16 protein-coding genes and 3 riboswitches are annotated in these 14,999 nt (G+C 57.7%); of the genes, 8 read left to right on the forward strand and 8 right to left on the reverse strand.

The annotated features are described in order from the left end of the window. The 3 genes from RDQ42_RS10005 to RDQ42_RS08420 all read right to left on the reverse strand — a co-directional run. The coding region (locus tag RDQ42_RS10005) for a PAS domain-containing protein (protein WP_374044699.1) at positions 1-167 on the reverse strand (167 nt) is incomplete at its 3' end. Between the two features lies 1 nt (position 168). Then, entirely contained in the window at positions 169-417 is a 249-nt protein-coding gene (locus RDQ42_RS08415; protein WP_054332162.1) for a (2Fe-2S) ferredoxin domain-containing protein, read from the reverse strand. A 245-nt stretch (positions 418-662) separates the two neighbouring features. After that, a complete protein-coding gene (locus tag RDQ42_RS08420; RefSeq protein ID WP_054332163.1) occupies positions 663-947 on the reverse strand; it encodes a helix-turn-helix transcriptional regulator in 285 nt (94 codons plus the stop codon). A 459-nt stretch (positions 948-1,406) separates the two neighbouring features. Next, a riboswitch (TPP riboswitch) is annotated at positions 1,407-1,515 on the forward strand. A 74-nt stretch (positions 1,516-1,589) separates the two neighbouring features. Here RDQ42_RS08420 and tenA point away from each other — a divergent pair. From tenA to RDQ42_RS08450, 6 genes are all read left to right on the forward strand, one after another. Continuing rightward, entirely contained in the window at positions 1,590-2,240 is a 651-nt protein-coding gene (tenA, locus tag RDQ42_RS08425) for a thiaminase II (RefSeq protein ID WP_231358634.1), read from the forward strand. Between the two features lie 13 nt (positions 2,241-2,253). Then, positions 2,254-3,105 (forward strand): hydroxyethylthiazole kinase, encoded by an 852-nt coding sequence (gene thiM, locus RDQ42_RS08430; RefSeq protein ID WP_231358312.1) that lies wholly within the window; start codon positions 2,254-2,256, stop codon positions 3,103-3,105. Continuing rightward, a complete protein-coding gene (gene thiE, locus RDQ42_RS08435; protein ID WP_231358313.1) occupies positions 3,059-3,700 on the forward strand; it encodes a thiamine phosphate synthase in 642 nt (213 codons plus the stop codon). Before thiM ends, thiE begins: the two co-directional genes overlap by 47 nt. Then, positions 3,697-4,368: an HAD family phosphatase gene (locus RDQ42_RS08440; protein ID WP_231358314.1), complete on the forward strand. Its 672-nt coding sequence runs from the start codon at positions 3,697-3,699 to the stop codon at positions 4,366-4,368. The genes thiE and RDQ42_RS08440 overlap by 4 nt, the downstream gene beginning before the upstream one ends. An 18-nt stretch (positions 4,369-4,386) precedes the next feature. Next, entirely contained in the window at positions 4,387-5,169 is a 783-nt protein-coding gene (thiD, locus tag RDQ42_RS08445; protein WP_054332168.1) for a bifunctional hydroxymethylpyrimidine kinase/phosphomethylpyrimidine kinase, read from the forward strand. 217 nt (positions 5,170-5,386) lie between these two features. Continuing rightward, positions 5,387-5,468, forward strand: a riboswitch (glycine riboswitch). Between the two features lie 143 nt (positions 5,469-5,611). Beyond that, positions 5,612-5,692, forward strand: a riboswitch (glycine riboswitch). 160 nt (positions 5,693-5,852) lie between these two features. Then, positions 5,853-6,860: a lipoate--protein ligase gene (locus RDQ42_RS08450; protein ID WP_054332169.1), complete on the forward strand. Its 1,008-nt coding sequence runs from the start codon at positions 5,853-5,855 to the stop codon at positions 6,858-6,860. Positions 6,861-6,987: 127 nt separating this feature from the next. On the opposite strand, the gene ade is transcribed toward RDQ42_RS08450, so the two are convergent. Further along, positions 6,988-8,697: an adenine deaminase gene (gene ade / locus RDQ42_RS08455; protein WP_231358315.1), complete on the reverse strand. Its 1,710-nt coding sequence runs from the start codon at positions 8,695-8,697 to the stop codon at positions 6,988-6,990. Positions 8,698-9,080: 383 nt separating this feature from the next. Here ade and RDQ42_RS08460 point away from each other — a divergent pair, with 383 nt between their 5' ends. Further along, positions 9,081-10,343, forward strand: coding sequence for a glycosyltransferase family 2 protein (locus tag RDQ42_RS08460; RefSeq protein WP_231358316.1), 1,263 nt, complete (start codon positions 9,081-9,083; stop codon positions 10,341-10,343). A gap of 236 nt (positions 10,344-10,579) precedes the next feature. Here the strand turns inward: RDQ42_RS08460 and RDQ42_RS08465 are convergent, their stop codons facing one another. After that, positions 10,580-10,915 (reverse strand): helix-turn-helix domain-containing protein, encoded by a 336-nt coding sequence (locus RDQ42_RS08465; protein ID WP_071428291.1) that lies wholly within the window; start codon positions 10,913-10,915, stop codon positions 10,580-10,582. Positions 10,916-11,052: 137 nt separating this feature from the next. On the opposite strand from RDQ42_RS08465, the gene RDQ42_RS08470 reads away from it, so the two are divergent. Beyond that, the gene (locus tag RDQ42_RS08470) at positions 11,053-11,412 is read left to right on the forward strand and encodes a hypothetical protein (protein WP_231358317.1); all 360 of its coding nucleotides are present in this window, start codon (positions 11,053-11,055) and stop codon (positions 11,410-11,412) included. 158 nt (positions 11,413-11,570) lie between these two features. On the opposite strand, the gene ilvA is transcribed toward RDQ42_RS08470, so the two are convergent. From ilvA to RDQ42_RS08485, 3 genes are all read right to left on the reverse strand, one after another. Next, positions 11,571-12,761, reverse strand: a complete 1,191-nt coding sequence (ilvA, locus tag RDQ42_RS08475) for a threonine ammonia-lyase (RefSeq protein ID WP_195254531.1) — start codon at positions 12,759-12,761, stop codon at positions 11,571-11,573. 235 nt (positions 12,762-12,996) lie between these two features. After that, positions 12,997-13,293: a GNAT family N-acetyltransferase gene (locus tag RDQ42_RS08480; RefSeq protein WP_071428293.1), complete on the reverse strand. Its 297-nt coding sequence runs from the start codon at positions 13,291-13,293 to the stop codon at positions 12,997-12,999. Between the two features lie 182 nt (positions 13,294-13,475). Further along, positions 13,476-14,717: a 6-phosphofructokinase gene (locus tag RDQ42_RS08485; protein WP_308588543.1), complete on the reverse strand. Its 1,242-nt coding sequence runs from the start codon at positions 14,715-14,717 to the stop codon at positions 13,476-13,478. Between the last annotated feature and the right edge of the window lie 282 nt (positions 14,718-14,999).

A 14,999-nucleotide genomic window follows, 5' to 3' on the forward strand; every position in this document is an offset into this window, starting at 1 on the left:
GTGACATCCACAATGGAACTGGCCGGTTTGCCGGTGAGCTCGCTGGAGCTGGGCTGGCCGAACAGCTGGCAGAAGGCGTCGTTGACCTGTAGGATGGCCAGGTTGGTATCCATGGCCAAGATGGCGTGGGGGGTGCAGCGGATGATGATCTCCGCGATGGATTCCATATCAGTTCAGCGCCTCCAGCACGTGCTTGTCAAAGATGCCCTGGAAGTTGGCGGCGGTGACGCCGGTGAGCACCTGGTCGCCGACCTTCATCGAGACGCCGTCGGCGCTGCAGCAGCCCAGGCAGAAGGAGGCGCTCAGGACCACTTTGTCCTCCAGATGGTGCTTGGCGATCTGTTCTTTGAGCAGGTTGATGATGTCGTAAGAGCCTTTGAGATGGCAGGAGCTGCCGATGCAAACAGAAATTTCCATGGTGTACTTCCTTCCTCTGCATAAAATGCTTTTATTGTTATAAATTTAACATGAAATCCTTCTTCTAGTATACCGGGAATCCTCTTTGGTTGCAAGATTATTTGTGCAACTTTTTGAGAGAAAGGGCCGTTTTTTCGCAGATAACCGGTATTGGCAGGGACAGCAAAGGCGGCCCCGCCACAAAAGCGAAAGCCGCCTGGAGTTTTTCCCCGTTTCCCGCGCAGAAGCCCACAGGAGAAAAGGGGCTATTCCTTGTCTTTTGCGAGGGCGGCTAAAAACTGCTGAACCTCTTCCATCCGGCGGGGGTCCATCCGGTAGTAGACCCAGGGACCCTCCTTGCGGCTGGTGACCAGGCCGCTTTCCATCAGGATGCGCATGTGGTAGGAGAGGGTGGGCTGGCTGATGTGGAAGGGCGCCAAAATCTTGCAGGCGCACATCTCCTTGCTGGACAGCATGTCCAAAATTTGCAGCCGGGTCTCGTCAGACAGCGCCTTAAAGACCGGTACATACTTCAAATACTGTTCTTCCATCAAAATTCTCCTTTGGTCAAATCCAAGCCGCCGCCCATGTGGACGGGGCTGACATTCGAATAATCGCTTTGGGGGCTTTTTTGTGGGGGCCGGAAAAAGCCCGGCGCCGCCTTCCAAGGGCAAGCCCGAAGAATCACAACCTTGTGGTGCGGCAGGTGGGCTTTCCCCCTCGATAGAATTATCACGCCGCGATTTGTTCCAGCATAGAGTTCACACAAACTGGAAAAAATCAGGTGCCGCTTAGCGGCGGGAAGTGTTTTTCACCAATAATCGCTCTGCGACCATTATAGCATAAAATCCTCCCGCGGAAAAATCCCCTGGATGTGAAAAAAGAGGGGTTTTTATGAATTTGTTGGAAATTTTCCTCTTGAAGTGGAAAATCTGGAAAAATACGCCCCAAAAATTGACGCTCCCCAGCCTTTGGTGGTATACTGGTAGCAGAAATCCGGATGATCCGGAACAATACAAACGGGGAGCTCGCGCCTGCGGGCTGAGAGGAGGCCAACTGCGGCCTCGACCCGGAACCTGATTTGGATAATGCCAACGTAGGAATCGCCAACGCCAGTCTAGGGGATGCACCTGCGCATCCCCTTTTTGTTTGGCCGTTTTCCGGGGACAACACAAGGAGGAATCGCCGTGAAGATGATGGAACAAGCCATAGCGGGCAGTAGAGACCTGTGGGAGGGCTACCTTGTCCACCCCTTTGTCAAGGGGGCGGAGGAGGGGACGCTGACCCCCAAGCAGTTTGAGACCTATATGGTTCAGGACAGTATCTATTTAAAGGAATACGCCCGGGTGTTCGCCCTGGCCATGTACCGCGCCGAAACCCTGCGGGAGATGCAGCTGTTTTACGACGTGCTCTCGGTGGTGATCAACGACGAGTCGTTCACCCGGGTCAAATACCTGCGGCGCTACGGCATCGACCCCGACCGTGTGGACGAGATAGCGCCCCTGCCGGAGAACAAAGCCTACACCGACTTTATGCTGGAGATGGCGAGCCGGGGCCTGGCCGAGGCGCTGATGGCGGTGCTGCCCTGCATGCTCAGCTACCTTTACATCGCAAAGGAGGTGGTGAAGCGCAGCCCGGACGTCCTCACACAGAGCCCATATGGGGATTGGCTGGCAGATTACGCCTCGGAACGGTACGCGGAAAAATGCAGCCGCTGGGCCGCCTTTGCCGACCAGCTATGCGACGGGTACTCCCGGGAGCGCAAAGAGGAACTGGCCGGCATCTTCCGGGTGTCCAGCCAGCATGAGATGCGGTTTTGGGACATGTCCTATGCCGCGCAATAGGGGGGAGAGACCAATGGAAGCACTGATTCACAGGGTGCGGGGGAAAAATCCCCTGGTGCACTGCATCACCAACTATGTCACCGCGGGGGATTGCGCCAACATGCTGCTGGCTTGCGGGGGTTCCCCCATCATGGCCGATGACCTGGCCGAGGCCGCGGCCATCACCGCCGGGTGCGATGCCTTGGTCCTCAACCTGGGCACCCCCCACGCCGGGACTCTACCAGCTATGGCTGCCGCCGGGAAACAGGCCAATCAACTGGGCCATCCGGTGGTGCTGGACCCGGTGGGGGTGGGGGCTTCCCCCTTCCGCCGGGGGGCAGCGGAACAGCTTTTTCGGGAGGTGCAGTTCTCCCTCATCCGGGGGAATATCTCGGAGGTCAAGGCCCTTTTGAACATCCGCTCCCAGGGCAAAGGGGTGGATGCCGGGGCACTGGACGCCGTCACCGAGGAGACCATCCCGGAGGGGATTGCCCTGGCCCAGCAGCTCTGGGCCCAGACCGGGGCGGCAGTGGCCATCACCGGGGTCATCGACCTGGTGGCCGACGGGGAAGGGGCCTATGTGATCCGGGGTGGGCACCCCATGCTCTCCCGCATCACCGGTTCTGGCTGCATGCTTTCGGCGGTGTGCGGGGCATTTTTGGCAGCCTGCCCGGACAAGCCTGCCATGGCGGCGGCCGGTGCAGTTTCATCCATGGGGCTGTGTGGAGAGATTGCCGCTGCCCGCCTCCGGGAGGGGGAAGGCACCGGGAGCTTCCGCACCTACCTCATGGACGCCATGAGTTTGCTCGATGATCAACAGTGGATGGGAGGAACCAACATTGAATACCACCAAATACGCTATGCGGCTGTACGCCGTGACCGATAGCAGCTGGCTGCGCGGCCGCTCCCTTGTCCAAATGGTGGAGGAGGCCATTCTGGGCGGGGCGACCTTTGTCCAGCTGCGGGAAAAAGAATTGGACCAGGAGGCGTTTATCGCCCTGGCCAAAGAGGTGAAGCAGGTCACCAGCCGGTACCATGTGCCCTTTGTCATCAACGACAATGTGGAGGTTGCCCTTGCGGTAAACGCCGACGGTGTCCATGTGGGCCAGGAGGACATGGCCGCGGCGAAAGCCCGGCAGCTGCTGGGCCCGGATAAGATTATAGGCGTCTCCTGCAAGACCCCGGAACAGGCGAAAAAAGCCCAGGCTGACGGGGCGGACTACATCGGCACCGGGGCGGCCTTTGCCACCACCACCAAAAAGGACACCCGGGCTTTGAGCCGGGAGGAGCTACAGGCGGTGGCCGAGGCGGTTGACATCCCGGTGGTGGCCATCGGCGGCATAAACGCCGGAAACCTGCTGGAGCTCTCCGGATGCGGGGTGGACGGCGTGGCGGTGGTCTCGGCCATCTTTGCCCAGGACGATCCCCGGGCCGCCGCAGAAGAGCTTCGGGCCCTTTCCGACCAGATGGTGGCCCGATGATTCAGGGGCTGCTCTTCGATCTGGACGGCACCTTGGTGGATTCCAACTGGGTGTGGAAGAACATCGGCCGGGATTTTCTCATCGCCCAGGGCAAGACCCCGGAAGAGGGGCTGGTGGGGAAGTTTGAGGAGATGAGCTTCACCCAGTCCGCCGAATATATGATCCGGGAATACGGTCTCTCCATGACGGTGGGGGAGGTCATCGCCGCCGTGACCCAGATGGCAGAGGACACCTACCTCACTCGGGTGGATCTCAAGCCCGGTGCATCAGAACTGCTGCGGCGGTGCAAGGCGGCGGGATATCCCATGGCTGTGGGCACCGCATTGGATGAGGGCCTGGCCCGGCGCTTGCTGGAAAGGCTGGGGATTTTGGACTTCTTCCGAGGGGTGTACACCTGTGAGACATTGGGCTTCCCCAAAACCGACCCGGCCTTCTACCGCCGGGCAGTGGAGCTGTTGGGCTGCCTCCCCGGGGAGACGGCGGTGTTTGAAGACGCTCCCCACGCCTTGAAAACCGCAAAAGAGGCCGGCTGCCGCACCGTCGGCGTCGCCGACCCTTGGGGCGCCCCCCGCCGGGCGGAGGCAGAAGAATACAGCGACCGTTTCCTCCAAAGCCTGGAGGAGCTTCTGGATTTGCAGCATGGGGGAGAACAGCTCCCCCCAGAATAGAAAAGAGGTTGTAGCAGTATGTATAAAGTGCTTTCCATCGCAGGGTCGGATTGCAGCGGCGGCGCAGGCATCCAGGCCGACATCAAAACCATCGCCGCCCACGGCATGTACGCCATGACAGCTATCACCGCCCTGACAGCCCAGAACACCACCGGGGTGTATGGGGTGCTGGAGGCGGACAAAGACTTTGTGGCCCAGCAGATCGACTGCGTGTTCCAAGATATCCGCCCGGACGCGGTGAAGGTCGGCATGGTGGCAAACGCCCAGATCATCGCCGCCATCGCCGACAAGCTGGAGGAATATGAGGCAAAGAACATCGTGGTGGACCCGGTGATGGTCTCCACCAGCGGGGGGCGCCTCCTCAATGAGGATGCGGTGGAGGCCCTCAAGACCCGCCTTCTGCCCCTGGCGGATGTGATCACCCCCAACATCCCCGAGGCGGAATGCCTTTCCGGGATACCGATTCAATCCAATGGGGATATGGAGCGGGCGGCGGAACAGATCGCCCTCTTCTGCCGGGGGGCCATCCTCATCAAGGGAGGCCACCAGGAATACCGGGCCGACGACCTCCTCTATTATGAGGACTGCCCCATTTGGTTCCCCGGCCGCAAAGTGGACAACCCCAACACCCATGGAACCGGCTGCACCCTCTCCTCGGCCATTGCCTGCAACCTGGCCAAGGGGCTGATTTTGGAGGAGGCGGTGTTCCGGGCGAAGAAGTACCTCACCGGCGCGCTGCTGGCAGGGCTCAATTTGGGCAAGGGGAGCGGCCCCCTGGACCACGGCTACCGGATGCGGTAAGCGAAAATCCCCTAGAACGGCGCCAGTTTTGGGGTGAGGGGGTTGTTTTCTCCCCCTTTGCACGGAGATAAGGAAGCGGTGCGGCCCATATTTTGGGAAATACGGGGAATTTCACAAAATTTCCTCTGTTTTTTCCCCCTATGGGCCGCAATTTTTTGTTGACATTCTGCAAAAGATGGGGTATAGTGGACTAAGAAGAAACACCATAATGATTCGGATGAATGATCCGGGAGAGACCCATAAGGGCGCCGAAGGGGAAATCGCAAGAAACTCTCAGGCAAAAGGACCGGATCATGACGAAACTCTGGAAAGCCGTTAGGCGCCGAAGAAGCAATCCCCCTAGGGGAGAATCTTTCAGGTTTAGGAACAGAGGCGTACAATTTCTGTGCGCCTCTTTTTTGTTGCAATAAAGTGGATGCACAGGCCATACAGATAGAATCGGATGAATGATCCGGGAGAGACCCACAGGGCGCCGAAGGGGAAATCGCAAGAAACTCTCAGGCAAAAGGACCGGATCATGACGAAACTCTGGAAAGCCGCAAGGCGCCGAAGAAGCAATCCCGTTTGTGGAGAATCTTTCAGGTCAAGGACAGAGGCGTGCTGGGAACCTCCCCGCGCGCCTTTTTGCGTGTGGGGGCCTTTGAAACACAGGGGCTGCCAAGCCCCGGACTGGAGGAAGAGCCATGATTACCACCATCAAATACCTGATCGCCGACAGCACCAGCCCTTACCGGAATCTGGCGATGGAAGAATACCTGATGACCCAGGTGGGCAAAAACACCTGCATCCTGTACTTGTGGCAGGACCGCAACACGGTGGAGATCGGCCGCAACCAGAATGCCCGCAAGGAGCTGCGCCTCAACGAAATACAGAAAAACGGCGCCCGCATCTCCCGGCGGCTGGCTGGGGGAGGCGCTTGTTTCCACGACCTGGGCAACCTCAACTTCTCCTTCCTCACCTTGCAGGAGGAGATGGACGACAAACGGTTGAGCGGGGTGATCCTGCGGGCGGTCCGCGGCCTTGGCATCGACGCCGGCCGGTCGGAGAGCGGCATCCTCATGGCCGACGGCCGCAAATTCTGCAACAGCGTCACCTATACAAAAGACGGACACTCCTGTTACCGGGGCAGTATTATGGTCAATTCCAACCTGACCCGGGTGTGCAAATACATCAATCCCGCCTCCTCCCGGGTCAAATCCAAAGGGGCGGATTCCATCCGCTCCAAGGTGGTCAACCTCCAGGAGTGCCTTTCCTCCTTGACGGTGGAGGCCCTGCGGGAACAGATCATCGACTCCATGGGCCATGAATTTGGCCAGATCGCCCGCCGTTTGAACGCAGCGGAGATCGACGAGGACCGCATCCGCGCCTTGGAGGAGAAAAACGCCTCCCAGGAATGGACTATGGGCGGGTTCATCCCCTACACTTACGAACTGGCCGAGCGGCTGCCCTGGGGCAGCCTGCAAATCCAGCTGGAGATGGAACAGGGCTGGATTAAAGAAGCTGCTGTCTATTCCGACTCCACCGAGGTGGACGTGATCCAGAAGATCCCCCAGGTGCTGGTGGGCAGCTGCTTTACCTCCCCGTCGATGATCCGGGCCATGGAACGGCTCAAATCCGCCTGCTCGGGCAGCGAAAGGGAACTCTCCATGGTCAGTGACATCCAGAGCCTGATCGCCCAGCAGGATATTTAACTTCACTTTCTTTTTGTTTCTCCTGAAATTTTGGATTTTTGTTTGACGAGGCAAAGGCCGGCGGGAAACCGCCGGCCTTTGCCTCGTCTTTTGGTTTTTCTATTTTTGAAGGGGGACGGGGATGGGTTTACGGCAAAAGGAAGGACTGGGTGGCGAAGTCAAAGACCCCCAGGTCGGTGATGCGGATTTCCGGGATGCAGGTCAGCGACACAAAGGAGAGGGTGATGAAGGGCTCCACCTCCGGCCTCACCCCCATGGCGCGGACCTTTGCGATCAGCTCCCCCAGTTTGCCCTGGATATCGGCAGTGCGGTCGTCGGTGAACAGACCGGCGATGGGCAAGGGCAGGGTGCCGGCCACCCGGCCGTTTTCCACCACGGTGTACCCGCCGTGGCAGCGGGCCAGTTCCTCCATGGCCAGGAGCATGTCCCGGTCGTTGTCCCCCACTACAATCATGTTGTGGGCGTCGTGGGCGATGGTGGAGGCGATGGCCCCGTTTTTGACGCCAAAGCCTTTGACAACCCCCACCCCGATATTGCCGGTGGCGTGGTGGCGCTCGGCCACTGCGATTTTATAAAACTCCCCTTGGGGCTGGAAACAGCCGCCCGCAGTGGGCACGGCAGAGATTTCTTTCTTGGTGACGATGCTCCCCGGCAGAAGGGTGATCACCGGGATCTCCCCCTGGACGGGGAGGGCTAAGCTTTCTGGAGTGAGGCGCCCCAGGTGGACGGTGTCCAAGCAGGCAGGGTCGATGGGCCGGGGGTTGGGCGGCAGGGTGGGGGAGCTGCCCTTTCGGGAGACCAGAACCCCATCTTTATACACGCTGTGGACGGCCATCTCTTCCAGACTGTCCAGCACCACCAGATCGGCCCGGAATCCAGGGGCAATGGCCCCCAAATCTGAAAGGCCATAGAGGTGGGCAGGGTAGAGGGTGGCCATCTTTACTGCCTCCCCAGGCGGGACCCCCAGCTGAATGGCCCGCAGCACATTCCAGCGGATATGGCCCTCCCGGGCGATGTCGTCCAGGTGCTTGTCGTCGGTACAGAAGACAAACCGGTCCAGGGGCAGGCCCATTTTTACAGCACCGGTGAGGATGGCATCCAGGTTCCGGGCGGCAGAGCCTTCCCGCACCTGGATGGTCATGCCGCAGCGAAGTTTTTCCAGCGCCTCCTGGAAGGTAGTGCATTCGTGATCGCTAGAAACCCCCAAGAGGCGGTAAGCGGCCAGTTCCTTGCCGGTGAGGCCAGGGGCGTGGCCGTCGATGGGCTTTCCAGCGAAGAGGCGGAGCTTCTCCAGCTTGTCCGGATCTCCGGCGAGGACTGCGGGGCAGTCCATTACCTCTCCCAGGCCCAGCACCCGGGGATGGTGGAGGAACTGGGCCATCTCCTGGGCAGAAAGGGGCGCGCCGTTGTGTTCAAACCGGGTGGCGGGCACGCAGGAGGGCAGCATGAGGTAGACGTTGAGTGGGAGGCCCTTCGTCTCCTCCAAGAGATAGGAGATCCCCTTGGCCCCCAGCACATTGGCGATTTCATGGGGGTCGGCAATGAGGGTGGTGGTGCCCCAGGGAAGGATTTTTTCGGCGAACAGCCGAGGGGATACCATGGTGGATTCCAGGTGCATGTGGGCGTCGATCAAGCCGGGGATCACTACCCGTTCACCCAGATCCACCTCCCGCTCCCCGCGGTAAGACCCCACCCCGACGATGACCCCATTCTGCACGGCGATGTCACCGGGGAGGAGTTCCCCGGTGAACACATTGAAAACCAAACCATTTCGAAACACCAGCTGTGGGGTTTTCTCTCCCAGGGAATGGAGCCGAAGCGCCTGCCGGTCGTCCATAAAATGCCCTCCTTTTTGGGATGGCGCGGCGGGGAAAGAGGCCCCGGACCCGCGCGTTCCATCAAACGTATGTGAAGATAAGTATACCACATTCCGGGGAAAAATCTAGGTCAGTCCACAGGGCTTAAGTGGGGGAAAGTGAGGACAACATAGACGGCTTTTAAGTATTAGGAACAGTTCTCTGTAAAATGCAGGTAATTCTATGTGTGCTTTGTGGAGGCTCTTCCAACTATTTTGTAAATTACACACAAAAAAATTTACAAAATTGTATTAAATAGTAAATGTCAATTGTTTTTTCAGAAAATGATGCTATAATGGCACAAGTATGGAAAAACAATGTTTTGCCTAGAATTGACGGCAAAACCGCTTTGGAGGGAAAAATCTTGTTATCCTTTATTCAAACGTTTAACCTCGCCATCTTTTTGTTATTTACCTTTTCTTATGCATACCAGATCTTTTACGCCCTGGTGGCCCTGGTCCGCAAAACCCCGGACCTGACCCCCAAGGACCTGCACAAGTTCGCGGTAGTTATTGCGGCCCGCAATGAAAGCGCGGTCATCGGCCAGCTGATCAACAGCATCAAGAAACAGAAATACCCCGCCGAGCTGGTGGACATTTATGTGGTGGCCGACAATTGCACCGACAACACCGCCGAGGTGGCCCGCCAGGCAGGCGCCCAGGTGTATGTCCGCAACAACCGCCAGATGGTGGGCAAGGGTTACGCCCTGGACTTTATCTTTAAAATTTTGCAGCGCACCAACGACAAAACCCAGTACGAGGGCTATTTTGTCTTTGATGCGGACAACCTGCTGGATGAAAACTACATCGCCGAAATGAACAAGGTGTTTGACGCCGGCTACCGGGTGGTTACCAGCTACCGCAATTCCAAAAACTACGACACCAACTGGCTCTCCGCCGGATACTCTTTGTGGTTCCTGCGGGAGGCTAAGTACCTCAACAACCCCCGCATGATTCTGGGCACCAGCTGCGCCATCTCCGGCACCGGCTTTTTGGTCCACAACGACATCATCAAAAAGAACAACGGCTGGAAGCACCACCTGCTCACCGAAGACATTGAATTCTCGATAGACAGCGCCATCGCCGGCGAATGCATCGGCTACGCGGGCAAGGCCAAGCTTTACGACGAGCAGCCCACCACGTGGGAACAGTCCTGGAACCAGCGGCTGCGCTGGGCTAAGGGTTTTTACCAGGTGTTCTACAATTACGGCGGCAAACTGGTCACCACCATGTTCCCCGACCGCAACTTCTCCTGCTTTGATATGCTCATGACCATTTCGCCGGCCATGATCGCATCGCTGCTCACCGTTTTCATCAACGCATTTTTCCTGCTGTGCGGCCTACTGAACATCACGACCATCCCCGGGATCATTCCTGCGACCACCAGCGCGCTGATGGCCTCTTTGTGCAACTTCTACCTGGTGCTGTATGCCTTCGGCCTTCTGACCACTATCACCGAGTGGAAAGAGATCAATACCACCCCTTGGAAGAAGATCTGGTACACCTTTACTTTCCCCGTCTTTATCTTCACCTATGTGCCCATCTCCATTGTGGCCCTGTTCCGCAAGGTGGAGTGGAGCCCCATCACCCACAACGTCTGCAAATCCATTGAGGAAGTGCAGCAGTAATCGGATTCTGTTATACAAGGCATAGAGGCAGACCTGCTTCTATGCCTTGTTTTTTTCTGGAAAAGAGTTATGGCGGGTCCGGTTTTTTGCGACTTCTGTGGAAGGAAAGGAGACGTCCTTTCAAGTTCGGGCTGTGGCGGTGCAGTTAAACTTGCCCCAGGGAAGAAGGTCAAAAAAATCCCCCTCAGGGGGGAAGCCGGGAATACCCGGCCCCTTCCACAAGGGGGCAAAAGCGATTAGGGGCGGCTACGCTCCGCCAAAAAAACCTTGAGAATTCCGATGACATACCGCTTTTCTTGGGGTGTGCACTGGGCTAACAGCTGCTGGATGTCGTCGTTCATATACTGTTTCCCATCGGTGACGGTGCCCATCAGCACAGTGTCTGGGGTGACCTCCATGGCCTCACACAGGCGCACCAGGGTCTCCAGGCTGGGGATGGAGCGGCCGTTTTCAATGTTGGACAGGTAATTATTGGAAATTTCCGCTTTTTCTGAGAGTTTGTCTTGGGTCAGGCGCCGCTCTTTGCGCAGGCGGGCAATCCGCCGACCTAAAAGATTGTAATCGATTTTCATACGATCCCCCCTCTAGATAAAGGGTAATGAATCTTGGACAAAATATACACCATTTAATAGTGTAATCCAACTTGAAGTATTTGTTTTTATCGGTTATAATAGGATTACACTACAACGATTAGAACAGGGGGATACATGTGAAAGGATGGCTGGCACTCGTCTTGTGTCTCTGCCTCGGCTTATCGGGTTGCGGCGGCTGGGCGGCAAACCAGCAGATTGACCGCCTTCAATCCCAGGTGGAGGAATTGCAGCGGGAGCTGGAAACCATCCAAGGGGCTTCCGCCCCGGGGATAGAGCAGCCGGTCCCCTGGTGGGAGGAGTGGCTGCCTTGGAAGGTGGCCTGGAGGATGCTTGCGCAGGAGAGCAAAAGGGATACCAAGTCCGAAGGCCAGTATTGGTGCATGGGCAAGGGGGATAGCTGTCAAAATCCCACCTCCGGCCCCTTGGATTTGTACTGCGACAGCTGCGACCCCGATGGGGACAACCGGGAGGGCTAAAAGCCCGGCCCCTCGGCCTGTTTGCCCACAGGGCGATATTTCTTCATGTCTCATACGGCGGCAAAAGGGCAAGGATTTTGTCCACAGCATATACAAAAACTCCCCCAAGCGCAATGCCTGGGGGAGTTTCTTATGTATCGGTTGCAAGCTTGGAGGAACTAGCAAACTTGGAAGCCCTTGGAAGAAAGGGCGGTTTTGATCTCCTCGATGTGCTCGAAGTTCTTGGTTTCCATGGTCAGCTCCACAGCGCAGGAGGTGACATCGCCTTGGGTTCTGGCGCGGTCGAAAGTGACACCGATGATGTTGGCGCCGGTAGCGGCTACAGCGGCCAGGATTTCGGGCAGCTGGGAGGATTTATCCGCCATCTCCACAGTGACCTTGGCCATGCGGCCGGTGTAGGTGAGTCCTCTGGTCAGCACCTTGGTGTAGGTGTTGATGTCCACGTTGCCGCCGGAGACCACGCAGACCACTTTTTTGCCTTGGACAGGCAGTTTGTTGAAGAGGACAGCAGCCACAGGGGTGGCGCCGGCGCCTTCGGCCACGATCTTGGATTTCTCGGCCAGGGCAAGCATAGCAGAGGCGATTTCATTCTCGGAAACGGTAACTACATCGTCCACGTATTTGGAAACCATCTCAAAGGTCAGGTCGCCGGGCATTTTTACCTGGATGCCGTCGGCAATGGTTTTGGCGTCGCACTCGGTGATCTTCTTGTTTTTAAAGGAGACCGCCATGCCAGGGGCGCCTTCGGACTGCACGCCGTAAACTTTGCAGTTGGGGTTGATGGTCTTGACGGCAAAGGAGATGCCAGAGATCAGGCCGCCGCCGCCGATGGGCACAACCACAGCATCCACGTCTTTCAGCTGCTCCATGATTTCCAGGCCGATAGTGCCCTGGCCAGCCATGACATCCACGTCGTTGAAGGGATGGGCAAAGGTGTAGCCTTTTTCCTTCTGGAGCTCAGTGGCCCGTCTGGCGGCGTCATCGTAAACGCCCTCTACCAGGACAACCTCAGCGCCGTAGCTTCTGGTTGCCTCCACTTTAGCCACAGGGGCGGAAGCAGGCATGCAGATGACGGCTTTGGTGCCGCTTCTCTGTGCGGCCAGTGCGATGCCCTGGGCGTGGTTGCCGGCGGAGCAGGCGATAACGCCGTGGGATTTTTCCTCCTCAGACAGCTGGGAGATCTTGTAGTAGCCGCCGCGCAGCTTGAAGGAACCGGTCAGCTGCAGGTCTTCGCATTTCAGATACAGGTCACAGCTGTTGGTCAGGGTGGGGGCGGAGATCAAAGGGGTTTTGCGGGCAACGCCATCCAGGACGGATGCCGCATGTTTTACTTTTTCCAGAGTAAGCATAATGATCCTCCAATCCTGCATTTTACAATGCAAAAAGCGATTTTATTTACACCATTATCTTACACCATCCCCAGCGGAAAAGCAACATTACAGAAACAAATTCGGATATTTTGTATGTGATGGGCATACAAATCTGGTAACTTTACCATGGGTAACAGGAGGGGATCCCCCGTAGGCGGCCAGCCTTTGCCGCCCTGGAGGCGTGCCGGAAAGCAGCCTGCTTTCGGGGAGCTTATCAGTGGTGGGAAAAACGGATATCCCGGGCCGGCATATGGCTCCACTCCGGATGCTGGGGAAGCCACTTCTGGGCATAGGGGCAGGTGAGGATCACCTGCCGGCCCTGGGATTCCAGCTGGGCGAGGGCAAGCTCCATCAGCTGGGAAGCGACCCCTTTCCCCCGGTGGGCAGGCTCCACAAATATATGGTCGATGTTAGAGACCTTGCTGTTGACCGACGGGAAGGTGACAAAACCCGCCCGGGTCCCGTCTTCACAGAAGAGAAGGATCCGCTCTTTTTCCACAATGGATTTCATAATCAAATCTCCTTTCAGGGGATGGAGGTATCAGGGGAGGTGGTTGGATTGATCAAGCGGCTTAGGGTGCTGGCCTTGGGGGAAGAATCCCTTCCATAGTATAACGAGCCAACCTGTGAAAAAACCGGCCGGGATCATTGTCTCCGGCCGGTTTTGTGGGTTTTGTTGCCGCGGGAGGGGTCTTAGAACTCCAGCGGGGTTTTGTCGAAGTGGAAGTGGACCGGCATGCCGGCTTGGACAGGGCAGCTGCGCTCCCCGGCGATGAGGGGGAGGAGGTAGTCGTAGGCCTCCTGGGAGAGGTCTTTGTTGCCAGGCAGGATCCATTCGGCAGGGACTTTACGCTCCTTGTTGGCCGCCTCTTCCAAGGGGAAGGTGCCCAGCTCTACCGCATAGGAGTCGTTGCTGGTGCGCACCAAGGCGATCATCCGGCCGGTCTCCCCGGCGAGGGCGCGCTGGACAGCCCCGGCACCCAGCAGGCGGGCTTCCTCGATGTCGCAGGCGGACTGGATGTGGGCGGCGCAGCGCTGCAATACGCTCAGCTCCACTGAGCGGACCTTACAGCCCAGCTTTTCCAGGACATACCGCTCCAGGTACTTGCCGATGCCGGAAAGATACTTGTGGCCGAAGGCGTCCACCGTCTCATCCTGCACCGATTCGGCCACATAGCGGCCTTCGGCGGTTTTCACCCCTTCGGAGACTGCCACCAGCACAGCTTTGTGTTCCAGCTGGGCGGCTTTGATGTCCTCGATGAACTGGTCTGGATCAAAGGGTACCTCGGGCAGGTAGACCAGGTGAGGGGCCTTTTCCCCTACCACATGGGGCAGGACCGAAGCGGCGGTCAGCCAGCCGGCGTTGCGACCCATGATCTCCACAATGGTGACACTGGGCAGGTTGTAGACCTGGGTGTCCCGGATGATCTCCAGGATGGAGGTGGCGATGTATTTGGCCGCCGAACCGAAGCCGGGGGTGTGATCGGTGCAGGGCAGGTCGTTGTCGATGGTTTTGGGGATGCCCATGACTTTGATGTCAATCCCCTCCTCGGCGAAGAACACCCCCAGCTTGTGGGCGGTATCCATAGAATCGTTGCCGCCGATATAGAAAAAGTACCCGATTTCCAGGTCCTGCATCACCCCGGCGATCAGTTTGTACACGTCGGGGGCGACACTGTACTCCGGCAGGCGGTACCGGCAAGAGCCCAAGGCCATGGCCGGGGTGGATTCCAGCAGTTGGAAATCCCCTTCGCTGTGCATCTGGCTGTCCAGGCGGATAATCCTCCGGTCCATAATGCCTTGGATGCCGTTGAGGGCGCCATACACCGCGCCGATTTTCTCCTGGCGCATAGCCTCTTGAATCACGCCGGAAAGGGATGCGTTGATCGCGCAGGTGGATCCGCCGGATTGGGCGACCAAAATGTTGTTTGCCATAGATGAAGCTCCTCCCAGATTTAAAATATCCGCCTCCCCGCCTGGGCGGGAAGGGATGAACCCCCTGACAAAGGGTTTTTTACGAATCTTGCAGCGGTTATAGCCTAGAGGTTTTACGAATCACCGCTTTGCGGTTTGTCCTAGCTTGGAATTCACACAAACCGGAAAAAGCCAGGCGCCGCTTTTGCGGCGGGAAAGGCTTTTTCACGAATAGCCGCTTTGCGATTATTATAGCATAAGGAATATTGCCGATACAATTTGCGAAAGCCCCCACAGTTTCGG

This window comes from uncultured Merdimmobilis sp. (genome assembly GCF_902471145.1).
GTDB classification, from domain to species: Bacteria; Bacillota; Clostridia; order Oscillospirales; family Ruminococcaceae; genus Merdimmobilis; species Merdimmobilis hominis.

Excerpts from the sequence above, each read along its gene's own strand:
- RDQ42_RS08440 (WP_231358314.1), top strand. The coding sequence starts at position 3,697 with ATGATTCAGGGGCTGCTCTTCGATCTGGACGGCACCTTGGTGGATTCC.
- RDQ42_RS08420 (WP_054332163.1), bottom strand. The coding sequence starts at position 947 with ATGGAAGAACAGTATTTGAAGTATGTACCGGTCTTTAAGGCGCTGTCT.
- thiM (WP_231358312.1), top strand. The coding sequence starts at position 2,254 with ATGGAAGCACTGATTCACAGGGTGCGGGGGAAAAATCCCCTGGTGCAC.
- RDQ42_RS08415 (WP_054332162.1), bottom strand. The coding sequence starts at position 417 with ATGGAAATTTCTGTTTGCATCGGCAGCTCCTGCCATCTCAAAGGCTCT.
- tenA (WP_231358634.1), top strand. The coding sequence starts at position 1,590 with ATGATGGAACAAGCCATAGCGGGCAGTAGAGACCTGTGGGAGGGCTAC.
- ilvA (WP_195254531.1), bottom strand. The coding sequence starts at position 12,761 with ATGCTTACTCTGGAAAAAGTAAAACATGCGGCATCCGTCCTGGATGGC.
- RDQ42_RS08485 (WP_308588543.1), bottom strand. The coding sequence starts at position 14,717 with ATGGCAAACAACATTTTGGTCGCCCAATCCGGCGGATCCACCTGCGCG.
- RDQ42_RS08450 (WP_054332169.1), top strand. The coding sequence starts at position 5,853 with ATGATTACCACCATCAAATACCTGATCGCCGACAGCACCAGCCCTTAC.
- thiD (WP_054332168.1), top strand. The coding sequence starts at position 4,387 with ATGTATAAAGTGCTTTCCATCGCAGGGTCGGATTGCAGCGGCGGCGCA.
- RDQ42_RS08465 (WP_071428291.1), bottom strand. The coding sequence starts at position 10,915 with ATGAAAATCGATTACAATCTTTTAGGTCGGCGGATTGCCCGCCTGCGC.
- RDQ42_RS08480 (WP_071428293.1), bottom strand. The coding sequence starts at position 13,293 with ATGAAATCCATTGTGGAAAAAGAGCGGATCCTTCTCTTCTGTGAAGAC.
- ade (WP_231358315.1), bottom strand. The coding sequence starts at position 8,697 with ATGGACGACCGGCAGGCGCTTCGGCTCCATTCCCTGGGAGAGAAAACC.